Below are 21,700 nucleotides of genomic sequence, written 5' to 3' on the forward strand. Positions count from 1 at the left end.
CTTTCGAATGCCCTGTTGAGCTGCTAGGAGCGCGCACTGTGTCAGACGTCGTATCGTCACCTTTGTCCATCACTCTCGACGGAGAACGGACCACGGTGGAGACGGGGGCGACCGGTGCGGACCTGTTCTCGGGCCGCCGTGAGGTCGTCGTCCTCCGCGTGAACGGTGAGCTCAAGGACCTCGACACCCCGGTCGCCGAGGGCGACGAGGTCGAGGGCGTGACCATCGACTCGCCCGACGGTCTCGACGTGCTGCGCCACTCGGCCGCGCACGTCCTGGCCCAGGCCGTGCAGCAGGTCAACCCCGACGCCAAGCTCGGCATCGGCCCGCCCGTCCGTGACGGCTTCTACTACGACTTCGACGTCGAGACCCCGTTCACGCCCGAGGACCTCAAGGCTCTCGACAAGGTCATGGCACGCATCATCAAGGACGGGCAGACGTTCAAGCGCCGCGTCGTGACCGACGACGAGGCCCGCGCCGAGCTCGCGAACGAGCCGTACAAGCTCGAGCTGATCGGCCTCAAGGGCTCCGGCTCCGCCGACGATGCAGCAGGGGAGGGCGTGTCGGTCGAGGTCGGTGCCGGCGAGCTCACCATCTACGACAACGTCCGTCGCGACGGCACGGTGGCCTGGAAGGACCTGTGCCGCGGCCCGCACCTGCCCAGCACGCGTCTGATCGGCAACGGCTTCCAGCTCATGCGCAGCGCGGCCGCCTACTGGCGCGGCAGCGAGAAGAACCCGCAGCTCCAGCGCGTGTACGGCACGGCCTGGCCCACCAAGGACGAGCTGCGCGCCTACACGGAGCGCCTCGCCGAGGCCGAGCGTCGTGACCACCGCCGCATCGGTGCCGAGATGGACCTGTTCTCGTTCAACGACCAGGTCGGCTCGGCCCTGCCGCTGTTCCACCCGAAGGGCGGCGTGATCAAGCGGGTCATGGAGGACTACGTCCGCCAGCGCCACATCGAGGAGGGGTTCTCCTACGTCGGCACCCCGCACATCACCAAGGAAGAGCTCTTCTTCACCTCGGGCCACCTGCCGTACTACGCGGACACGATGTTCCCGGCGCTCGACCTCGAGGAGGTCGGTGACCACGGGCGCTATCGCCTCAAGGCGATGAACTGCCCCATGCACAACCTGATCTTCTCGAGCCGCGGGCGCTCGTACCGCGAGCTGCCGATCCGGTTGTTCGAGTTCGGCACCGTGTACCGGTACGAGAAGTCCGGCGTGGTCCAGGGCCTGACGCGTGTGCGCGGCCTGACCCAGGACGACTCGCACTCCTACGTCACGCCAGAGCAGGCCCCGGACGAGGTCAAGCACCTGCTGAACTTCATGCTGTCGGTGCTCACCGACTTCGGCCTCGACGACTTCTACCTGGAGCTGTCGACGCGGGACGACTCCAAGCCCGACAAGTTCGTCGGCACCGACGAGGACTGGGCCAAGGCCACCGCTGTGCTGGAGAAGGTCGCTGTCGAGTCGGGTCTCGAGCTCGTGGCGGACCCGGGCGGCGCTGCCTTCTACGGCCCCAAGATCTCAGTCCAGGCCAAGGACGCCATCGGCCGCACGTGGCAGATGGGCACGGTGCAGTACGACTTCAACCAGCCGAAGGGCTTCGGCCTGGAGTACACGGCGGCAGACGGTACCAAGCAGCAGCCGGTGATGATCCACTCGGCCAAGTTCGGCTCGATCGAGCGGTTCATGGGTGTGCTCATCGAGCACTATGCGGGGCTCTTCCCGGCCTGGCTGGCGCCCGTCCAGGTGCTCGCCGTCCCGGTGGCCGAGGCGTTCGACGACTACCTCAAGGACGTCGTCGCCGAGCTCAAGGCCCGCGGTATCCGCGCCGAGCTCGACCTTTCCGACGACCGGTTCGCCAAGAAGATCCGCAACGCGTCCAAGGAGAAGGTGCCCTTCGTGCTCATCGCCGGTGGCGAGGACGTCGAGGCCGGTGCGGTCTCGTTCCGCTACCGCGACGGGCGCCAGGACAACGGCGTGCCCGTGGCCGAGGCCATCGAGCGGATCGTGTCTGCGGTCCGCGAGCGCAGCCAGGTCTGACGCGTGACGTCGGACGGCGCAGGGACGGGGTACTCCGTGGAGGGTCCGCAGGGGCATCCACGGTTCGACGACGGGATGGACCGGTTGTGGACGCCGCACCGGATGGTCTACATCGGCGGTCAGGACAAGCCGGTCGACGACCGGTCGTCGTCGTGCCCCTTCTGCCGGATCCCTGCGCTGTCCGACGAGGACGGGTTGATCGTGGCGCGCGGCACGTGGTGCTTCGTGGTGCTCAACCTGTACCCGTACAACCCGGGCCACCTGATGGTGTGCCCGTACCGGCACGTGTCGGACTACACCGAGCTCACCTCGGAGGAGACCGACGAGCTGGCGCGGCTGTCGCAGCAGGCGATGCGGGTGACGCGTGCGGTGTCAGGTCCTGACGGCTTCAACCTGGGCATGAACCAAGGTGCGGTCGCCGGGGCCGGCATCGCGGCGCACCTGCACCAGCACGTGGTGCCGCGCTGGTCGGGGGACGCGAACTTCCTGCCGATCGTGGCGCACACCAAGGCCGTGCCGGAGCTGTTGGGGGACACCCGTGCACGGCTCGCGGCGGCCTGGGAGGCCGGCGCGGTCCACGAGGCACGTCCGACGAACGACGACCCGGCGTCTCCTGCGGCGCCCGCACCCAAGGAGAGCTAGATGTTCGGGCGACTTCGCGCCGTCGTGACGCGCTTGTTCACGCCGGTCGCGGCCTTCCTGCTGCGGATCGGGGTCTCCCCGGACGCGGTGACGATCGTGGGCACGGTGGGAGTGGTGGCCTCCGCGCTGTGGCTGTTCCCGACGGGACACCTGTTCGCGGGCACCATGGCGATCATGGTCTTCGCGTTCTCGGACGCGCTGGACGGGGTGATGGCCCGCCTGTCGGGGCGCTCGGGGCCGTGGGGGGCGTTCCTGGACTCGACGCTGGACCGTCTGGCCGACGCCGCGATCTTCACGGGGCTGATCGTGTGGTTCGTCCGCACCGAGAACACGTGGGGCATCACGGTGGGGCTCGCGTGCCTGGTCCTGGGGTCGGTGGTCCCGTACGCGCGGGCACGGGCCGAGGGCCTGGGCATGACGGCCGCCGTCGGGATCGCCGAGCGTGCCGACCGTCTGGTCGTGACGCTCGTCGCGGCGGGCCTGGTGGGCCTGGGGCTCCCGGTGACGGTCCTGGTCGTGGTCCTGGGGCTGCTCGCGGCCGCGAGCGCCGTGACGGTGGTGCAGCGCATGGCGACGGTGCGTCGTCAGGCGGTCGCTGCTGGGGCGTCCGAGGGTGGTGCCTGAGGTGGGGGTGAGCGCGGACAAGGCGTTCACGTTCGCGTGGCGCAACGCTCACAAGGTGCCGGAGCCGGTGCTGCGGGGGTTGTTCATGGTGATCGCGGACGTGGCGTGGGCGACGCGCCGCGGTGGTGTGGCGCAGCTGGAGAGGAACTTGGCGCGGGTGCGTCCGGGGTCGGACGCCCGGGGGCTGCGCCGGTTGAGCCGGGCGGGCATGCGTTCGTACATGCGCTACTACCGCGAGGCGTTCACGTTGCCGGCGGCGTCCCCTGCGCAGATCGAGGCGCGCGTGCGCCTGGAGGGGTACGAGAACTGCCTGCGGTTCACCTCGCAGGGGGTGACGCCGGTCCTGGCGCTGGGTCACATGGGCAACTGGGACCTGGCGGGGGCGTATGCGACGCCGCACATCGCTCCGGTGCTGACGGTCGCGGAGCGGCTGAAGCCCGAGGAGCTGTTCCAGGAGTTCTTGGCGTTCCGCAACTCGTTGGGGATCGAGATCCTGGCGTTGGGCGACGGGGACGTGTTCCGGGAGCTGATGCGTGGGGCGCGTGGCCCGGGCAAGCTCATCCCGTTGCTCGCGGACCGTGACCTGACGGCGCGGGGTGTGGAGGTGGACCTGTTCGGCGAGCGGGCCCGGGTCGCGGCGGGGCCGGCGGCGCTGGCGGTCTCGACGGGGGCGCCGTTGCTGACGGCGTCGATCCGGTACGAGCGTCTGACGGGGGTTCGGCGCCGGGCTGCGGGGACCCCGTGGGGGATCGTCATCCGGTTCTTCCCGCCGGTCGCGGTCCCCGAGGGTGTTCCGCGCAGCGAGCGGGTCGCGGCGGTGACGCAGGCGTGGGTCGACCAGCTGGCGGAGGGGATCGCCGCGGACCCGGAGGACTGGCACATGCTGCAGAAGGTTTTCGTGGCGGACCTGGACCCGGACCGGTACGCCCGGACCCGGGCGAAGGACGCGCAGGGCGCGACTGGTGGAGGGGCGGTGGGCTCGGCATGAGCCTGAAGGTCGGGATCGTGTGCCCGTACTCGTTCGACGTGCCGGGTGGGGTGCAGTTCCACATCCGGGACCTGGCGGAGGCGCTGATGGCGCAGGGGCACGAGGTGTCCGTGCTGGCCCCGGCGGACGAGGACACCCCCATCCCGGACTACATCACGTCCGCGGGGCGTGCGGTGCCGGTCAAGTACAACGGGTCGGTGGCGCGGATGACGTTCGGTCCGGTCACGGCGGCGCGGGTGCGCCGGTGGCTGGACGCGGGTCAGTTCGACGTGCTGCACCTGCACGAGCCGGTCACGCCGTCGTTGAGCATGCTGGCGCTGTGGATCGCTCAGGGGCCGATCGTGGCGACGTTCCACACGGCGTTGATCCGCTCGCGCGCGCTGCAGGTGGTCTACCCGTTGGTGCGCCAGAGCCTGGAGAAGATCTCGGCGCGCATCGCGGTCTCGGAGGACGCCCGGCGCACGCTCGTGGAGCACATGGGGGGTGATGCGGTCGTGATCCCCAACGGGGTCTACGTCGACACGTTCGCGGACGCTGCTCCGTCGGCGAAGTGGCAGGGGACCCCGGAGGCGCCGACCATCGCGTTCCTGGGGCGCCTGGACGAGCCGCGCAAGGGCCTGCCGGTCCTGACGGCTGCGATCCCGCGCATCCTCGAGGCCGTCCCGGGGGCCCGGTTCCTGATCGCGGGCCGTGGGGACCAGGGGCGCGCGGACGCGCTCGAGGCGCTCGGTGTGGCCGCGAGCGCCGTGGAGTTCCTGGGGTCGATCTCGGACGAGGAGAAGGCGTCCTTGTTGTCGTCGGTGGACGTGTACATCGCGCCGCAGACGGGTGGGGAGAGCTTCGGGATCGTGCTGGTGGAGGCGATGAGCGCGGGGGCGTGCGTGGTGGCCTCGGACCTGGGTGCGTTCCGGCGGGTGCTGGACGAGGGGCAGGCGGGGGCGTTGTTCCCGGTGGGTGACTCTCGTGCGCTGGCGGACACGGTGCTGCGGGTCCTGGCGGACCCGGCGGGCCGGGAGCGGTACTGCGAGCGGGCGATCTCGTTCGTGCGCCGGTTCGACTGGTCGACGGTGACGGCCGAGGTGCTCGCGGTGTACGAGATGGCGTTGGCGGCCTCGGACGCGGTGATCCCGGTGCACGAGGATCCTGCGTCGTTGCGTGGTGGTCGTCGTCTGGGGCTGTGGCCTCGTCCGGAGCAGGAGAGGAACCCGTCGTGACGTGGTCGGAGATCGCCATCATCGTGGTGGCCGTGGTCCTGGTCGCGGGGTGGGCCCTGTGGGTCGCTGCCTCGCGCCTGGACCGGTTGCACCGCAAGGTCATGGCCTCGCGCCTGGCGCTGGACGCCCAGCTGGAGCGGCGGGCGTCGGCGGCGCTCGACCTGGCGGGGTCGGGGGAGCTGGACCCGGCGAGCTCGGTCCTGGTCGCCGAGGCGGCGTACGAGGTCCTGGACGACGACCTGCGCACGCGTGAGGTCGCGTCGGTGGTGCCGGGGCTGGCGGAGCTCGTGGTCTCGCCGGGGTCGGCTCACGGGCCCGACGGCGTCGCGACGGTCGGGGCGCCTCGCCTCCTGGCGGGGGTGGGTTCTGAGCGGGCGCGCGCGGAGAGCGACCTGTCGGCGACGTTGCGCGCGGCCCTGGAGGACCCGGAGGAGGTGCGGGAGATCCGGTCCTCGCTCCTGGGGGCCGAGCTGCTCGCGGCGCTGGCCGGGGCCTGGTACCGGGCGCAGCTCGCGCGCCGCTTCCACAACGAGGCCGTGGCCCAGACGCAGCGCCTGCGCCGCACGTGGTACGCCCGGGTGTTCTCGTTGGCGGGGCACGCGCCCATGCCGGTCACGGTCGAGCTGGACGACGCCTGGCCGCCCGCCCTCGACCGCAACCCCTGACCGACCGGTCGGGTTCCGGGGCTGCCCGAGGGGTGGGCGCACCTCCGTAGACTGGGTGGTGACGTGCGAGCATGTCGGCGGCGTGAGCGTGACCCCTGCTCACGCGTCCCAACGTGAAGATGTGAGGTTTCGCGGTGTCCGTGGAGAATTCCGGCGAGAACAGCCCCCAGGTGACCGGCGACGTCGTCGGCTCGGCCAAGGTCAAGCGCGGCATGGCCGAGATGCTCAAGGGCGGCGTCATCATGGACGTCGTCACGCCCGAGCAGGCGAAGATCGCCGAGGACGCCGGCGCGGTGGCCGTCATGGCCCTCGAGCGCGTCCCGGCCGACATCCGCGCCCAGGGCGGGGTCTCGCGCATGAGCGACCCCGACATGATCGACGGCATCATCGCCGCGGTCTCGATCCCGGTCATGGCCAAGGCGCGCATCGGTCACTTCGTCGAGGCCCAGGTGCTGCAGGCTCTCGGCGTCGACTACATCGACGAGTCCGAGGTCCTGACCCCGGCCGACTACGCCAACCACATCGACAAGTGGGCCTTCGAGGCACCGTTCGTGTGCGGGGCGACCAACCTGGGCGAGGCGCTGCGCCGCATCACCGAGGGCGCGGCCATGATCCGCTCCAAGGGCGAGGCCGGCACGGGCGACGTGTCCAACGCGACCACGCACATGCGCACCATCCGCGGCGAGATCCGTCGCCTGACGTCCCTGCCCGAGGACGAGCTCTTCGTCGCGGCCAAGGAGCTCCAGGCGCCGTACGAGCTCGTCAAGGAGATCGCCGCCACGGGCAAGCTGCCCGTGGTCATGTTCACCGCGGGCGGCATCGCGACCCCGGCCGACGCGGCCATGATGATGCAGCTCGGTGCGGAGGGCGTGTTCGTCGGCTCGGGCATCTTCAAGTCCGGCAACCCCGCCCAGCGTGCGGCCGCGATCGTCAAGGCCACCACGTTCTACGACGACCCGGCCGTCCTCGCGGACGTCTCGCGCGGCCTGGGCGAGGCCATGGTCGGCATCAACGTCGACGACATCCCGGTCCCGCACCGCCTGGCCGAGCGCGGCTGGTGACTCCCGCCCCGCTGCCGGCCCGGTGACACCGCGATGACGAGCACGGCCGACCGGCCCGCCGGTCGCGTCCCGACCGGGGCGGGCGCACCCGTCGCGCCCGCCCCGGCGGCGCCCCCGGCCGCCCAGGACCCACCCAGCTCCCTCGGACCCGACTGGGTCCTGGGCCCCGACGGCATGCGCCACCGGCGCGGTGCGCGCGTCCTGCTGCTCGACGACGAGGGGCGCCTCCTGCTCGCTCGCGGCCACGACACCGACCAGCCCGAGCGGTCCTGGTGGTTCACGGTCGGCGGCGGGATCGAGCCCGGCGAGAGCGACCGCGACGCCGCGGTGCGCGAGGTCCTTGAGGAGACGGGCCTGCGCCTGGACCCCGCCGACCTGCAGGGCCCCGTGTGGACCCGCTCGGCGATCTTCGACTTCTACCGCGAGCGCTGCCGCCAGGACGAGGTCTTCTACCTCGCGCGCATCACCGGCACCCAGGCCGCCGTGCCCCTCACGCGCGAGGGCTGGACCGAGATCGAGCACGACGTCGTCGACGAGATGCGCTGGTGGACCCTGCCCGAGCTGCGCCAGGTCATCATCGAGGTCTTCCCCGCGTCCCTGCCGGACCTCCTCGAACCCCTCCTCGACGGGTGGGACGGGCAGACCCGCCACCTCGGCGAGGCCACCGAGTAGCAGGCCGCGAGCGCCGTCGTCGGGCACCCCCGCGGGGCGCGACGTGCGGCGCGTACCATGGGCGATCGTGAAACCGGTCATTGGAGTCCTCGCCCTGCAGGGCGACGTCCGTGAGCACGTGGCCGCCCTCGAGGTGGCCGGTGCGCGCGCCGTCACCGTGCGGCGCCCCACCGAGCTCGCGGCGATCGACGGCCTCGTGCTCCCCGGCGGGGAGTCGACGACGATCGACAAGCTGCTGCGGATCTTCGAGCTGTTCGACCCGCTGCGGGCCGCGATCGCCGGGGGGCTGCCGGTGTACGGGTCGTGCGCGGGCATGATCCTGCTCGCCGACCGGGTGCTGGGCGCCACGCACGACCAGCAGACCCTGGGGGGCCTGGACGTCACGGTGCGTCGCAACGCGTTCGGGCGTCAGGTCGACTCGTTCGAGTCGTCGGTGGAGATGGCCGGGGTGCCGGGCGGGCCCGTGCCCGCGGCGTTCATCCGGGCCCCGTGGGTCGAGGAGGCCGGCCCGGGGGTCCAGGTCCTGGCCCGCACGCGTCACCGGGGAGCCTCGGGGCCCGCTGTGCAGGCCCCGGACGCCGGGCCCGCCGCGGGCGCGGGCGAAGACGCAGGTAGAATCGTCGCAGTACGTCAGGGAACGTTGCTCGCCACCTCCTTCCACCCCGAGATCACGGGCGATGCGCGGGTGCACGAGCTCTTCGTCGCAATCGTGAAGGAGTAACAGGGGTATGTCAGGACACTCCAAGTGGGCTACGACCAAGCACAAGAAGGCCGTGATCGACGCCAAGCGCGGCAAGCTGTTCGCCAAGCTCATCAAGAACATCGAGGTCGCGGCCCGCACGGGCGGCGGGGACCTCGCCGGTAACCCCACGCCCTTCGACGCCGTCCAGAAGGCCAAGAAGTCCTCGGTCCCCAACGACAACATCGACCGCGCCCTCAAGCGCGGCTCGGGCCAGGAAGCCGGCGGTGCCGACTACCAGACGATCATGTACGAGGGCTACGGCACGGGCGGCATCGCCGTCCTGGTCGAGTGCCTCACGGACAACAAGAACCGTGCCGCCGCGGAGGTCCGCATCGCGTTCACGCGCAACGGCGGCCAGCTCGCCGACCCGGGCTCGGTGTCCTACCTGTTCTCCCGCAAGGGCGTCATCGTGGTCCCCAAGGAGGGCACCACCGAGGACGACGTGATGGAGGCCGTCCTGGAGGCGGGCGGCGAGGAGGTCACCGACGAGGGCGACACGTTCGAGGTCCTCACCGAGGCCACGGACCTGGTCGCGGTCCGCACCGCGCTGCAGGACGCCGGCATCGAGTACGACTCCGCGGACGTGGTCTTCCACCCGTCCATGGAGGTCGAGGTCGACGCCGAGGGCGCCCGCAAGATCCTGCGCCTGATCGACGCGCTCGAGGACAGCGACGACGTGCAGAACGTCTACGCGAACTTCACCGCGAGCGACGAGGTCATGGCCGAGCTCGAGAACGACGACTGACCCACCGTCCCTGGTGTGACGAAGGGCTCCCGCGCGACCGTTCGCGTGGGAGCCCTTCGTCGTGGGTGGCGCGTGAGAAGGTGAGCGCGTGCGCGTGCTCGGAGTGGACCCAGGCCTGACCCGCTGCGGCGTGGGCGTCGTCGACTCGTTGCCCGGGCGGCGCGCGCAGATGGTCGCGGTCGGGGTCCTGCAGAGCCCGCCGGACATGTCGGTGGACCTGCGCCTGCTCACGATCTCCCAGCGCCTGGACGCCTGGATGGACGAGCACGTCCCGGACGTCGTGGCGGTCGAGCGGGTCTTCGCCCAGCACAACGTGAGCACCGTCATGGGCACCGCGCAGGTCGCGGGGCTCGCGATGGTCGCCGCGGCCCGCCGCGGGGTGCCCGTCGCGATGCACACCCCCAGCGAGGTCAAGGCCGCCGTGACCGGCACGGGCCGCGCGGACAAGATCCAGGTCCAACGCATGGTCGCGCGCATCCTGGGTCTGGCCGAGCTGCCCAAGCCCGCCGACGCGGCCGACGCCCTCGCGCTCGCCATCTGCCACATGTGGCGTCCCGCGGGCGCGCTGCAGGGCGGGGACCGGCACCAGCTCACGCCCGCACAGCGCGCGTGGGCAGCGGCCGAGCAGGCCTCGCGCGGCCCGCGCCGCTAGAGGCCGTGGTCCGGGCCCGGGGTCGGGTCCGGACCACGGCCGCGGGGGAGCGCGGCGCGCGAGGTGCCCGACGGCGAGGCTCACCCGGGCGCACCCTCGCCCGTTGCTAGAGTGGCCGCAGTTTCGTACAGGTGTTCGGGGTCGGTCGCACGCGGCCGGGACCCGCGAGGATGCATGGAGGCACAGTGATCGCTTCGCTGTCGGGAACGGTGGCGAACGTCCGCCTGGACCGCGCTGTCATCGAGGTGGGCGGCGCCGGGGGAGCCGTGGGGTACCTCGTGCACGCGACCCCCGCGACGCTGTCCACGCTGCGCGTGGGCGAACCCGCCCGCCTGTCCACGAGCATGGTCGTGCGCGAGGACTCGTTCACCCTGTTCGGGTTCGCCGACGACGACGAGCGCACGGTCTTCGAGGCCGTGCAGACCGTCAGCGGCGTCGGGCCGCGACTGGCCCTGGCGATGCTCGCGGTCCACACGCCCGACGCGCTGCGCCGCGCCGTGGCTTCCGAGGACATCGCCGCGCTCATGCGCGTGCCCGGCATCGGGCGCAAGGGCGCCCAGCGCATCGCGCTCGAGCTCGGCGACCGGCTCGGGGCACCCACGGGCGCCGCGGACGGTAGCGGCGACGACGCGGCGGGCACGGGCGCAGGCGTGGTCGACGACCAGCGCGACCAGGTCGTCCAGGCGCTCGTGGGGCTCGGCTGGAACCCCAAGGCCGCCGAGGACGCGCTCGCCACGGTCCTCGCCCAGGCCGGCGTCGACGTGGTCGCCCCCGACGAGATCGCGGGCGCCCTGCGCGCCTCGCTGCGCGTGCTGGGCGGTCCCCGTGGGTGACTTCGACCGCGTCGGGTACGCCGAGGGCGAGGAACCGTTCACGTCCGAGCGGATCGTGACGCCGGCCGCGGACGAGCTCGAGCGTGCGGCCGAGGCCGCGCTGCGCCCCCGGCGGCTCGAGGAGTTCGTCGGCCAGCTCGTCGTGCGCGACCAGCTCTCCCTGGTCCTGCAGGCCGCGCTCGCCCGCGGCGCGACGCCCGACCACGTCCTGCTCTCGGGGCCTCCCGGGCTCGGCAAGACGACCCTCGCCATGATCATCGCGGCCGAGCTCGGCGCGTCGTTGCGCGTGACGTCGGGCCCGGCGATCCAGCACGCGGGCGACCTCGCCGCGGTCCTGTCCTCCCTCGAGGAGGGCGAGGTGCTGTTCATCGACGAGATCCACCGGCTCGCGCGCCCCGCCGAGGAGCTGCTCTACGTCGCCATGGAGGACTTCCGGGTCGACGTGGTCGTGGGCAAGGGCGCCGGTGCCAGCGCGATCCCGCTGTCCCTGCCGCCGTTCACGGTCGTGGGGGCCACCACGCGCGCCGGGCTGCTGCCCGCGCCGCTGCGCGACCGGTTCGGGTTCACCGGCCACCTCGACTTCTACTCGCCCGACGAGCTCCAGCGCGTCCTGGTCCGCTCGGCGGGCCTGCTCGGCGTCCGGCTCGACGCCGACGCGGCCCACGAGATCGCCGGCCGCTCGCGCGGCACGCCCCGCATCGCCAACCGGCTGCTGCGCCGTGTGCGCGACTGGGCCCAGGTCCGCGGCGACGGCTCGCTGGACCTGCGGGCCGCACGCTCGGCGCTCGAGGTCTACGAGGTCGACGAGCTCGGCATGGACCGCCTCGACCGGGCCGTGCTCGGCGCGCTGTGCACACGCTTCAACGGGGGGCCCGTGGGCCTGAGCACCCTGGCCGTGACCGTGGGCGAGGAGGCGGAGACCGTGGAGACCGTGGTCGAGCCCTTCCTCGTGCGCGAGGGGCTGATCGGGCGCACCCCGCGCGGGCGGGTCGCGACCGCGGCGGCCTGGGCGCACCTCGGTCTCACGCCCCCCGACCCCCTCGTGCCCCGCGGACCGGGCAGCCCGACGGGGGGACGGAACGGCTCCGGACGGACGGGGCGAACCCTGTTCGACACCGGGGCCTAGACTGGGGGAGTCTGAACGGCGGAACTCCACGGTCGTACGGTTCGTTGGTGATCCGTACGCGTGCGCCTAGACTGCCGCGCAGATCCCAGCACAGAACAGGAATCGGTTACCCCGTCATGGACTTCAGTCTCATCCTCATCCTCGCCCTCGCAGCAGGCGCGATGTTCCTCATGACCAGCCGGTCGCGCAAGGCCCAGAAGGAAGCAGCAGCCTTCCGGACCAACCTGGCCCCCGGCCAGGAGGTCATGACCGGTTCGGGCCTGTTCGGCACCATCGTCGCGGTCGACGAGGAGAAGGACATCATCACGATCGAGTCCACCCCCGGTAACCAGTCCCGCTGGCTGCGGGCAGCGATCGCCAAGCTCGTCGAGCCGCCCGTCGAGGAAGAGGACGGCGACGACGAGGACGACGAATCCGACGAGAACGGCCTGGTCGTGGGGGACTCCGACCGGACCTCGTCGGTCGACGACGTGCTCGAGGTCCCGGACGACCTGTCCGGACTGACGGACAAGCCGGGGGACAAGCGGGACGACGGCACCGACAGCAAGTGACACACGTCGCGCCCCGATCCCGGGGCGCGACGTCGATCCGCGTCATCGCACGCTCGATGTCGCGCGCACGAGAAGAGACGGATAGTTGGCCACCTCCAACACACGACGCGCCAGGCCCGTACGCACCCTGGTGATCCTCGCGCTACTGATCGTCGCGTTGTTCGCGTCGATCTTCGCCGGCACCAAGTGGTCGGACGCGAGCACCACGCCCGGACTCGCCCTCGACCTGGAGGGCGGCACGCAGATCATCCTGACGCCGATCGCCTCCGAGGGCCAGGTCACCGACGAGACGATCCAGCAGGCGATCAACGTGATCCGCCAGCGTGTCGACTCCTCGGGAGTCACCGAGGCCGAGATCACCAGCCAGGGCAAGAACATCGTCGTCGGGCTGCCCGGCACCCCGAGCGACGAGACGCTCGATCTCGTGCGCAAGTCCGCGCAGATGCGGTTCCGCCCGGTCCTGACGTACGGAGCACCCACCCCGGTGGCCTCCGAGACGCCTGCCGAGGAGCCCACCGAGCCCACGGCGCCCGTGACCCCCACGAGCCCCAGCGACCTGGCGCAGATCACCCCGGAGATCCAGGCCCAGTTCGACGCGCTCGACTGCACCGACCCCAAGAACCTGACCGGTGGCAACACCGACGACGCCGACGCACCGCTCGTCACGTGCGCCGACGACGGCACGGTCAAGTACATCCTGGGCCCGGTCGAGATCGAGGGCACCGAGATCGCCAACGCGAGCTCGGGCCTCGGCACCACGGCCCAGGGCGTCAGCACCGGCCAGTGGGTCGTCAACATCGAGTTCAACGCCGAGGGCACCAAGGCCTTCCGTGACACGACCACGCGCCTGGTCGCGCTGCCCGCCCCGCAGAACGCGTTCGCCATGGTCCTGGACGGGCTCGTCATCTCCGCCCCGACGGCCAACGTCGCGATCCAGGACGGCAAGGCCGAGATCTCCGGCAACTTCACCCGTGAGAGCGCCGCGCTGCTGGCCAACCAGCTCAACTTCGGTTCGCTCCCGCTGACCTTCGAGGTCCAGAGCGAGCAGCAGATCTCCGCGACGCTCGGCAGCGAGCAGCTCGAGAAGGGCCTCATCGCGGGCGCGATCGGCCTGCTGCTGGTCGTCATCTACTCGCTCTTCCAGTACCGGGCCCTCGGCCTGGTCACGGTGGCCTCGCTCGGCATCGCGGCCGTGCTCACCTTCGGGGTGATCCTGCTGCTGTCCTGGACCATCGGGTACCGCCTGTCGCTGCCCGGTGTCGCGGGCATCATCGTCGCGATCGGTATCACCGCGGACTCGTTCATCGTGTACTTCGAACGCATCCGCGACGAGCTGCGCGACGGGCGCACCCTGAACTCGGCCGTCGAGAAGGGCTGGGACCGCGCACGGCGCACCATCCTGGCCTCGGACGCGGTCAACTTCCTCGCCGCGGTCGTGCTGTACTTCCTCGCCGTGGGCGGCGTGCGCGGCTTCGCGTTCACGCTGGGTCTGACGACGCTGATCGACCTGATCGTCGTCTTCATGTTCACGCACCCGGTCATGCAGCTGCTCGCACGGACGAAGTTCTTCGCGAACGGGCACCCTGCCTCGGGCCTCGACCCGCGCCGTCTCGGCGCGAACCCCCGCTACGCCGGGCGTGGACGGGTCGCCCGAGCGGGTGCTGCGGACACCCAGGACGCGCCGGTCACGGCCGACGCCTCGAGCGACGAACCCTTCGGCAGCCCCACGCGCGAGAAGGTCGGCGCGAGCGTCGGCACCGCCGCCGCGGGCGAGGGCACCCGGCAGACGATCGCCGAGCGCCGCGCCGCCGCACGACGTGCGGCAGAGTCCGACGCCACCACCACCGACTCCTCGACCGAGGGCGACAAGAACGAGGAGAACCTCTGATGGCGCAGGGATTCGCCCAGTGGGGCAACGACCTCTACACGGGGCGCAAGTCCTACCAGATCGTCGGCAACCGCCGCCGCTTCTACATCGTCGCGATCGTCATGGTGCTCCTGTCGTTCGGGGTCCTGCTCACCAAGGGCTTCAACCTCGGCATCGACTTCCGCGGCGGCTCGGAGTTCGTCGTCTCGAACGTCAGCGACACGAGCCAGCAGCCCGCGATCGACGCCGTGGCCGAGGTCGCCCCTGACGAGGTGCCGCGCGTCACGACCGTCGGCGGCAGCGCCATCCGCGTCCAGACCGACCGTCTGACGGCCGACGAGGTCACCGAGGTCCGCGACGCGCTCGCGGGCGCCTACGACGTGACCGAGAACGACGTCACGACCGCGTTCATCGGCCCCAGCTGGGGCAAGGACGTCTCGCAGAAGGCCATCACGGGCCTGATCGTCTTCCTCGGGCTCGTGGGCGTCGTCATGACGATCTACTTCCGCAACTGGCGCATGGCCGCGGCCGCGCTCATCGCGCTCTTCCACGACCTCATCATCACGGTCGGGATCTACGCGGCGATCGGCTGGGAGGTCACCCCGGCGACCGTGATCGGCTTCCTGACCATCCTCGGGTACTCGATCTACGACACCGTGGTGGTCTTCGACAAGGTCCGCGAGAACACGAGCGGCATCCTCGACCAGACCCGCAGCACCTACGCCGAGCGCGCCAACCTCGCGGTCAACCAGACGCTCGTCCGGTCGATCAACACCTCGGTCGTCGCGCTGCTGCCCGTCAGCGCCATCCTGTTCATCGGCGCGTTCCTGCTCGGGGCCGGCACGCTGCGCGACATCGCGCTCGCGCTGTTCGTCGGCATGGCCGTAGGCGCCTACTCCTCGATCTTCCTGGCCACGCCCCTGGAGGTCACGCTGCGCGAGCGGGAGATCGCCATCAAGGAGCACACCCAGAAGGTCCTGGACAAGCGCGCCGCACTCGTCGCCGAGGCCGCAGAGGGCACGGGCGGCGCCTCGCGCGACGCCCAGCTCGCCGCGGCAGGGGTCCAGGCCACGGGCCAGCTCCAGCCGGGATCGCACCAGGGCGTCAAGGCGCAGCCGCGACGCAAGCGGGGGCACTGACCTCTCATGAGCACCAGCAGCATCCTGCCCGTCGGACTGACGGGCCTGGGGTCCGAGCGCGCGGCCGAGGTCCTCGGACTCATCCGCGACGTCCCGGACTACCCTCAACCCGGCGTCACGTTCCGTGACATCACCGGTCTGCTCGCCGACGGCAGGGCGCTGGGCGACGTGGTCGACTCCCTCGCGGCATTCGCCGCGGGGGGCGTCGACCTCGTCGCCGGTCTCGAGGCCCGCGGCTTCCTGATCGGCGCACCGCTCGCCACGCGCCTCGGCGTCGGGTTCCTGCCGCTGCGCAAGGCCGGCAAGCTCCCGCCGCCCACCGAGACCGTGACCTACGACCTCGAGTACGGCACGGCCTCGATCGAGCTGCGCACGGGTACTCTCCCGCAGGGCGCACGCGTCCTGATCGTCGACGACGTCCTGGCCACGGGCGGCACCGCCGCCGCGGGGGTCGAGCTCGTCGAACGCTGCGGGGGCGTCGTCGTGGGGGTCGCGTTCCTCCTGGAGCTCGACGGTCTCGGCGGGCGCTCACGGCTCGCGGGCCACCAGGTCGACACGCTCCTGCGCGTGGAGTCGTAGGATTGCCACTCCGACGGACGTCGAGATTCTCCGGCGACCAGGGAGAGGAGGCACGCATGAGCGAAGAGACACGGACAGGTCGATCGTCCGGTGAGAGCGGGCCGTCCTCGGCGGCGCGCGTACGCTCGCGCCTCGTGCGGTTCGGTGTCCGGGGGAGCCAGGGCGGCACGCCTGCCCTCGAACCGGTCCTGCAGGCGGTACGAACCAACCACCCCAAGTCCGACCTCTCGGTGATCGAGCGGGCCTACGTGACGGCGGAGAAGGCCCACCGTGGCCAGATGCGCAAGAGCGGCGACCCGTACATCACCCACCCGGTCGCTGTCGCCACGATCCTCGCGGACCTCGGCTTCGACGGCGCGACGCTGGCCGCCGCGCTGCTCCACGACACGGTCGAGGACACCGAGTACTCGCTCGAGCGTCTCACCGAGGAGTACGGCGAAGAGATCGCGATGCTCGTCGACGGCGTCACCAAGCTCGACAAGGTGACCTACGGGGACGCGGCCCAGGCCGAGACCGTGCGCAAGATGGTCGTGGCCATGGCCCGGGACATCCGCGTCCTGGTCATCAAGCTCGCCGACCGCCTGCACAACGCCCGCACCTGGAAGTTCGTGCCGTCCTCCTCGGCCGAGCGCAAGGCGCGCGAGACCCTCGAGATCTATGCACCCCTGGCCCACCGCCTGGGCATGAACACCATCAAGTGGGAGCTCGAGGACCTGTCGTTCGCGACCCTCTACCCCAAGGTGTACGAGGAGATCGTCCACCTGGTCGCCGAGCGCGCGCCGGCCCGCGAGGAGTACCTCGCGGTGGTCCGCGAGCAGGTCACGGCCGACCTGCGCACCGCCAAGATCAAGGCGACCGTGACCGGTCGCCCCAAGCACTACTACTCGATCTACCAGAAGATGATCGTGCGCGGTCACGACTTCGCGGAGATCTACGACCTGGTCGGCGCACGTGTCCTGGTGGACACCGTGCGCGACTGCTACGCGGCGCTCGGTGCGCTGCACGCGCGATGGAACCCTGTGCCGGGCCGGTTCAAGGACTACATCGCGATGCCCAAGTTCAACATGTACCAGTCGCTGCACACCACGGTGATCGGACCGGGCGGCAAGCCCGTCGAGATCCAGATCCGCACGCACGACATGCACCGGCGCGCGGAGTACGGCGTCGCGGCGCACTGGAAGTACAAGGAGATCGCCAAGGCCAGCGGGGCGCCCGAGCCCGTGCAGAACGACATGGCCTGGCTGCGCCAGCTCGTGGACTGGCAGCGCGAGACCGCGGACCCCTCGGAGTTCCTGGACTCGCTGCGCTTCGAGATCGGCGGCGCGGAGGTCTACGTCTTCACGCCCAAGGGCGACGTCATCGCGCTGCCCGCAGGCTCGACCCCGGTCGACTTCTCCTACGCCGTGCACACCGAGGTCGGCCACCGCACCATGGGGGCCCGCGTCAACGGGCGCCTGGTGCCGCTCGACTCGAAGCTCGAGAACGGGGACGTCGTCGACGTCCTGACGTCCAAGTCGGAGACCGCCGGGCCCAGCCGCGACTGGCTCGCGTTCGTCAACAGCCCGCGGGCGCGCAACAAGATCCGCCAGTGGTTCTCCAAGGAGCGTCGCGAGGAGGCCGTCGAGCACGGCAAGACCGCGATCGCCAAGGCGATGCGCAAGCAGAACCTGCCCATCCAGCGCCTGCTCAGCCACGAGTCGCTCGTCGCGCTCGCCAACGAGATGCGCTACCCCGACGTCTCGGCCCTCTACGCCGCGATCGGCGAGGGGCAGGTGTCGGCCGCGAGCGTCGTGCAGAAGCTCGTGCACGCGATGGGCGGGGAGGACGGCGCGTCCGAGGACCTCGCCGAGGCCGCGCGGCCGGGGCACACGTCGCGTCGCCCCCGTACGGGCGACCCGGGCGTGGTCGTCAAGGGCGTGGACGACATCTGGGTCAAGCTCGCCAAGTGCTGCACCCCGGTGCCCGGTGACGAGATCATCGGCTTCATCACGCGCGGTCAGGGCGTCAGCGTCCACCGCGCGGACTGCGCGAACGTCGTGGGGCTGCGCAACCAGCCCGAGCGCATCGTCGAGGTCGACTGGACCACGGGCAGCAACGCCCTGTTCCTGGTCCAGATCCAGGTCGAGGCCCTGGACCGCTCGCGGCTGCTCTCGGACGTGACCCGCGTCCTGTCGGACCACCACGTCAACATCCTGTCCGCGACGGTCTCGACGTCGAACGACCGGGTCGCGATGTCCCGGTTCGTGTTCGAGATGGCAGAGCCCGGGCACCTGGCCACGGTCCTGTCCGCGGTCCGCAAGATCGACGGCGTGTTCGACGTCTACCGCATCACGGGCTCCAAGGCGGCCGAGCAGCCTCAGCTCCCGGCCTGACCCTCGGCTTCGTCCGAACGCCTCACGCGCCCGACGCCGTCGCGCACGTGGGGCGTTTCGTCGTCCGGACGGGTGGCCCGCTCGACGGGTGGCGCGGCGCCCCCGGTGGCAGCATCGGGGGATGGACCTGCCCGTGCTCCCGCCCACGCTGCCCATGCTCGCGAAGTCGGTCTCGGGAGTCCCCGACCCGGGCGCGGTCGAGGGTGGGCTCGTGTTCGAGCCCAAGTGGGACGGCTTCCGCGCGATCGTCTACCGCGACGGCGACGAGGTGCGCCTCGACAGCCGCAGCGCCAAGCCCATGGAGCGCTACTTCCCCGACGTCGTGGCCGCCGTCCTCGACGCGTTGCCCGAGCGGTGCGTGGTCGACGGCGAGATCGTGCTCGCCCAGGGGGGCCGGCTCGACTTCGAGGCCCTCCAGCAGCGCATCCACCCCGCGGCCTCGCGGGTCGCCCGGCTGGCTGCCGAGACGCCGGCGAGCCTCGTGGTGTTCGACCTGCTGGCGCTGGGGGACGACGACGTCACGCACGAACCGCTGAGCCGCCGTCAGGAGCTCCTCGCGGGCCTGGGCCTCGACGGACCGGACGTGCACCTGACCCCTCGCACGACGGACCGCGCCGTGGCCCAGGACTGGTTCGCGGTGTTCGAGGGCGCCGGCCTCGACGGGGTCGTCGCCAAGCCGCTCGCAGCGCCGTACCAGCCCAACAAGCGGGTCATGCTCAAGGTCAAGCACGAGCGCACGGCCGACGTGGTGCTCGCGGGGTACCGGCTGCACAAGACCTCGACGCCTGAGAGCCCGCTCGTGGGCTCCTTGTTGCTGGGCCTGTACGACGACGCGGGGGACCTGCAGTTCGTCGGTGTGGCGGCGTCGTTCCCCATGGCCCGCCGGGCCGAGCTCGTCGGCGAGCTCGCACCGCTCGTGCTGGACCCCGGGAGCCCCGAGGCCGCCGAGCATCCCTGGGCGGGCTGGGAGAGCCCCGGGTCCGGACGCATGCCCGGCGCGCAGTCGCGGTGGAGCGGCACCAAGGACCTGTCGTTCGTGCCCCTGCGCGTCGAGAAGGTCCTCGAGGTGGCCTACGACCACATGGAGGGGTCACGGTTCCGGCACACGGTCCAGCTCCGTCGCTGGCGCACCGACCGGGAGCCCGGGTCGTGCACGTACGAGCAGCTCGAGGAGCCCGTGAGCTACCGGCTCGACGAGCTGCTTCCGGGGGCGCCCGGGGTGGCCTGAGGGCGGTCCAGGACACCTCCCGAGCGGCAGGGAGCCGCGGGCCCCGCGGGAGCCGCGGAGACCGCACGTGCGCGCCGACCGCGCGGGCTAGGTGCCCGCGCCGTCCTCGTGGTGCCGTGAGGCGTCCTTGCTGGGCTGGACCCGCTTGGGCTCGCCCGCCATCTTGGGGTGCTCGGGGGGATAGGGCAGGTCGCCCAGACCGTGGTCGCGCTCGTCGCGTGCCGCGAGCTCGAGCGCGGCCTCGAGCGAGTACCGCTCGCCGGGGCTCGTCGCGTCGAGGCGCGCGTGCAGGTCGCCGACCTCGGCGAAGCGCGCCGGCATGGTCAGGACGTCGAAGTCGTCGGGCCCGACGTCGGGCACCTCCTCCCAGTGCAGGGGCGCCGAGACCGTGGCGCGGGCGTTGGCCCGGATCGAGTAGGCCGAGGCGATGGTGCGGTCGCGGGCCATCTGGTTGTAGTCGACGAAGATCTTCTCGCCCCGCTCCTCCTTCCACCACCTCGTGGTGACCTGGTCCGGCAGGCGGCGCTCGAGCTCGCGACCGATCGCGATCGTCGCCCGGCGCGCCTCGACGAAGCCCCAGTCCGGCGTGATGGGGACGAACACGTGCAGGCCGCGCCCGCCCGACGTCTTGGGGAACCCCTCGAGCCCCAGCTCGGCGAGCACCTCACGCAGGTGCGGGGCCACCCGCGCTGCGTCCGAGTAGTCGGTGCCGGGCTGGGGGTCGAGGTCGATGCGGAGCTGGTCGGGAGCCTCGACGTCGGCGCCCGTGACGGGCCACGGGTGGAACGTGAGGGTGCCGAGGTTCGCGGCCCAGAGAACCACCGCGAGCTCGGTGGGGCGCACCTCGTCGGCCGTGCGGCCGCTGGGGAACGCGATCCGGGCCGTCTCGACGTAGTCCGGCGCGCCCTGCGGCAGGCGCTTCTGGAAGAACGCGTCGCCGCTGCTGTCGGTGCGGGTGCTGAGCCGGGCGCCCTCGAACACACCCTTGGGCCAGCGTTCGAGGGTCGTGGGGCGCTCTCGCAGGGCCGCGAGGATCCCGGGGCCGACCGACCGGAAGTACGTGACGACGTCGAGCTTGGTCAGCCCGCGGCCGGGGAAGACGACACGGTCAGGGCTCGTGACGCGCACGGTGCGTCCGTCGACGTCGAGCTCGACCGCCGGGGTCGTGGAACGAGGCATCTGCTCACGGTAGACGGGGGCCGGGCCCGTCGCCTGCCGACGCCTCCCGCAGCCGTTCGGCGAGCAGGCCCAGGACCCGCTGGGCCCTGGGCCTGCCGGTGCGCCGCGACCGCAGGTCGAGCGCGTGCAGCACCGCGTCGACGTCGAGCCCGCACCGCGTGGCGAGCGCGTGCAGGACCGGGGTGCTGGACCGTTGGTCGTGCAGGCACGCGAGGTCCAGTGCCGTGCGTTCGACGGTCGTCACCAGCACGCCCCCGAGCCGCGCGGTCTCGCTGTGCAGGAGAGCGCTCTGGCGTGGCGCGCGCCCGGACAGCGGCGGCGGGCGGTGGACGCCGAGCGGGTGGATCACCTCGACGGTCGGCGGGACCGGTGTCCCGCAGTGCACCCACGCGGCGCTCAGGCCGCCGATCACGGTCCGCTCGGGGACGAGGTGCCCCAGGGAGGCGGCACGGACCGCGGGGGTGAGCGGCGTCGTCGGGCGTACGGCGACGTCTCCCCGGACCCGGACCAGTGCTCCCGAGCGGACCAGGTCCGCGAACGCGACGGCCCCGCCGACGTGCGCGGGCCGCACGAGCTCGGGGGCGGGCGCGACACGGGCGGCCATCGCGAGGTCCGCAGGGAGGCACAGGCCCGTGGAAGGGGCGTCCGCGAGGACGGCCTCCCGTGGGGAGGGCGCGGGGGGAGCGGTGGCGGCGGCCATGGGTTCAGCCTGGCGGCCCGTCCGGACATGCGCGAGGGGCCCGGGTGGGCCTGTGGAAACTCTCGTCGTCCAC

21 protein-coding genes are annotated in these 21,700 nt (G+C 71.8%); 19 read left to right on the plus strand and 2 right to left on the minus strand.

Annotated elements, in window-relative coordinates:
• Positions 1 to 68 precede the first annotated feature (68 nt).
• From thrS to ACFWFR_RS06810, 19 genes are all read left to right on the plus strand, one after another.
• Positions 69 to 2,048 (plus strand): threonine--tRNA ligase, encoded by a 1,980-nt coding sequence (gene thrS / locus ACFWFR_RS06720; RefSeq protein ID WP_377616532.1) that lies wholly within the window; start codon positions 69 to 71, stop codon positions 2,046 to 2,048.
• A 75-nt stretch (positions 2,049 to 2,123) separates the two neighbouring features.
• Positions 2,124 to 2,690, plus strand: a complete 567-nt coding sequence (locus tag ACFWFR_RS06725; protein WP_191805067.1) for an HIT domain-containing protein — start codon at positions 2,124 to 2,126, stop codon at positions 2,688 to 2,690.
• Positions 2,691 to 3,314, plus strand: a complete 624-nt coding sequence (gene pgsA / locus ACFWFR_RS06730; protein WP_191804908.1) for a phosphatidylinositol phosphate synthase — start codon at positions 2,691 to 2,693, stop codon at positions 3,312 to 3,314.
• 1 nt (position 3,315) lies between these two features.
• The gene (locus tag ACFWFR_RS06735; RefSeq protein ID WP_377621992.1) at positions 3,316 to 4,302 is read left to right on the plus strand and encodes a phosphatidylinositol mannoside acyltransferase; all 987 of its coding nucleotides are present in this window, start codon (positions 3,316 to 3,318) and stop codon (positions 4,300 to 4,302) included.
• A 2-nt stretch (positions 4,303 to 4,304) separates the two neighbouring features.
• Positions 4,305 to 5,516, plus strand: a complete 1,212-nt coding sequence (locus ACFWFR_RS06740; RefSeq protein ID WP_377616534.1) for a glycosyltransferase family 4 protein — start codon at positions 4,305 to 4,307, stop codon at positions 5,514 to 5,516.
• Complete coding sequence (locus tag ACFWFR_RS06745) at positions 5,513 to 6,181, plus strand: hypothetical protein (RefSeq protein ID WP_191804904.1); 669 nt, start codon at positions 5,513 to 5,515, stop codon at positions 6,179 to 6,181. The genes ACFWFR_RS06740 and ACFWFR_RS06745 overlap by 4 nt, the downstream gene beginning before the upstream one ends.
• 134 nt (positions 6,182 to 6,315) lie before the next feature.
• On the plus strand, positions 6,316 to 7,242 hold the full coding sequence (gene pdxS / locus ACFWFR_RS06750) for a pyridoxal 5'-phosphate synthase lyase subunit PdxS (RefSeq protein ID WP_377616450.1): 927 nt from the start codon (positions 6,316 to 6,318) through the stop codon (positions 7,240 to 7,242).
• Positions 7,243 to 7,275: 33 nt separating this feature from the next.
• Complete coding sequence (locus ACFWFR_RS06755; RefSeq protein ID WP_377621982.1) at positions 7,276 to 7,914, plus strand: NUDIX hydrolase; 639 nt, start codon at positions 7,276 to 7,278, stop codon at positions 7,912 to 7,914.
• Positions 7,915 to 7,981: 67 nt separating this feature from the next.
• Entirely contained in the window at positions 7,982 to 8,635 is a 654-nt protein-coding gene (gene pdxT / locus ACFWFR_RS06760; RefSeq protein ID WP_377621984.1) for a pyridoxal 5'-phosphate synthase glutaminase subunit PdxT, read from the plus strand.
• Between the two features lie 7 nt (positions 8,636 to 8,642).
• Positions 8,643 to 9,401: a YebC/PmpR family DNA-binding transcriptional regulator gene (locus ACFWFR_RS06765; RefSeq protein ID WP_377621985.1), complete on the plus strand. Its 759-nt coding sequence runs from the start codon at positions 8,643 to 8,645 to the stop codon at positions 9,399 to 9,401.
• Between the two features lie 88 nt (positions 9,402 to 9,489).
• Positions 9,490 to 10,053, plus strand: a complete 564-nt coding sequence (ruvC, locus tag ACFWFR_RS06770) for a crossover junction endodeoxyribonuclease RuvC (RefSeq protein WP_068625165.1) — start codon at positions 9,490 to 9,492, stop codon at positions 10,051 to 10,053.
• Between the two features lie 185 nt (positions 10,054 to 10,238).
• A complete protein-coding gene (gene ruvA / locus ACFWFR_RS06775; RefSeq protein WP_191802582.1) occupies positions 10,239 to 10,886 on the plus strand; it encodes a Holliday junction branch migration protein RuvA in 648 nt (215 codons plus the stop codon).
• A 52-nt stretch (positions 10,887 to 10,938) separates the two neighbouring features.
• Positions 10,939 to 12,012 carry a Holliday junction branch migration DNA helicase RuvB gene (ruvB, locus tag ACFWFR_RS06780; RefSeq protein ID WP_377621994.1) on the plus strand — a complete coding sequence of 358 codons (1,074 nt, stop codon included), beginning with the start codon at positions 10,939 to 10,941 and terminating at the stop codon, positions 12,010 to 12,012.
• Positions 12,013 to 12,128: 116 nt separating this feature from the next.
• Positions 12,129 to 12,563 carry a preprotein translocase subunit YajC gene (gene yajC, locus ACFWFR_RS06785; RefSeq protein WP_377616453.1) on the plus strand — a complete coding sequence of 145 codons (435 nt, stop codon included), beginning with the start codon at positions 12,129 to 12,131 and terminating at the stop codon, positions 12,561 to 12,563.
• Between the two features lie 85 nt (positions 12,564 to 12,648).
• The gene (secD, locus tag ACFWFR_RS06790; protein WP_377621987.1) at positions 12,649 to 14,451 is read left to right on the plus strand and encodes a protein translocase subunit SecD; all 1,803 of its coding nucleotides are present in this window, start codon (positions 12,649 to 12,651) and stop codon (positions 14,449 to 14,451) included.
• Positions 14,451 to 15,569, plus strand: a complete 1,119-nt coding sequence (secF, locus tag ACFWFR_RS06795) for a protein translocase subunit SecF (protein ID WP_377621988.1) — start codon at positions 14,451 to 14,453, stop codon at positions 15,567 to 15,569. The genes secD and secF overlap by 1 nt, the downstream gene beginning before the upstream one ends.
• A 6-nt stretch (positions 15,570 to 15,575) precedes the next feature.
• The gene (locus tag ACFWFR_RS06800; protein ID WP_377616456.1) at positions 15,576 to 16,148 is read left to right on the plus strand and encodes an adenine phosphoribosyltransferase; all 573 of its coding nucleotides are present in this window, start codon (positions 15,576 to 15,578) and stop codon (positions 16,146 to 16,148) included.
• Between the two features lie 56 nt (positions 16,149 to 16,204).
• Positions 16,205 to 18,520, plus strand: coding sequence for a bifunctional (p)ppGpp synthetase/guanosine-3',5'-bis(diphosphate) 3'-pyrophosphohydrolase (locus ACFWFR_RS06805; RefSeq protein WP_191802571.1), 2,316 nt, complete (start codon positions 16,205 to 16,207; stop codon positions 18,518 to 18,520).
• 121 nt (positions 18,521 to 18,641) lie between these two features.
• Positions 18,642 to 19,748, plus strand: a complete 1,107-nt coding sequence (locus ACFWFR_RS06810; RefSeq protein ID WP_191802569.1) for an ATP-dependent DNA ligase — start codon at positions 18,642 to 18,644, stop codon at positions 19,746 to 19,748.
• A gap of 87 nt (positions 19,749 to 19,835) precedes the next feature.
• On the opposite strand, the gene ligD is transcribed toward ACFWFR_RS06810, so the two are convergent.
• Positions 19,836 to 20,927, minus strand: coding sequence for a non-homologous end-joining DNA ligase (gene ligD, locus ACFWFR_RS06815; RefSeq protein WP_191802567.1), 1,092 nt, complete (start codon positions 20,925 to 20,927; stop codon positions 19,836 to 19,838).
• Positions 20,928 to 20,931: 4 nt separating this feature from the next.
• On the minus strand, positions 20,932 to 21,627 hold the full coding sequence (locus ACFWFR_RS06820; protein ID WP_377621990.1) for a hypothetical protein: 696 nt from the start codon (positions 21,625 to 21,627) through the stop codon (positions 20,932 to 20,934).
• Between the last annotated feature and the right edge of the window lie 73 nt (positions 21,628 to 21,700).

The sequence above is a fragment of the Oerskovia sp. NPDC060287 genome (assembly GCF_042726775.1).
GTDB classification, from domain to species: Bacteria; Actinomycetota; Actinomycetes; order Actinomycetales; family Cellulomonadaceae; genus Oerskovia; species Oerskovia merdavium.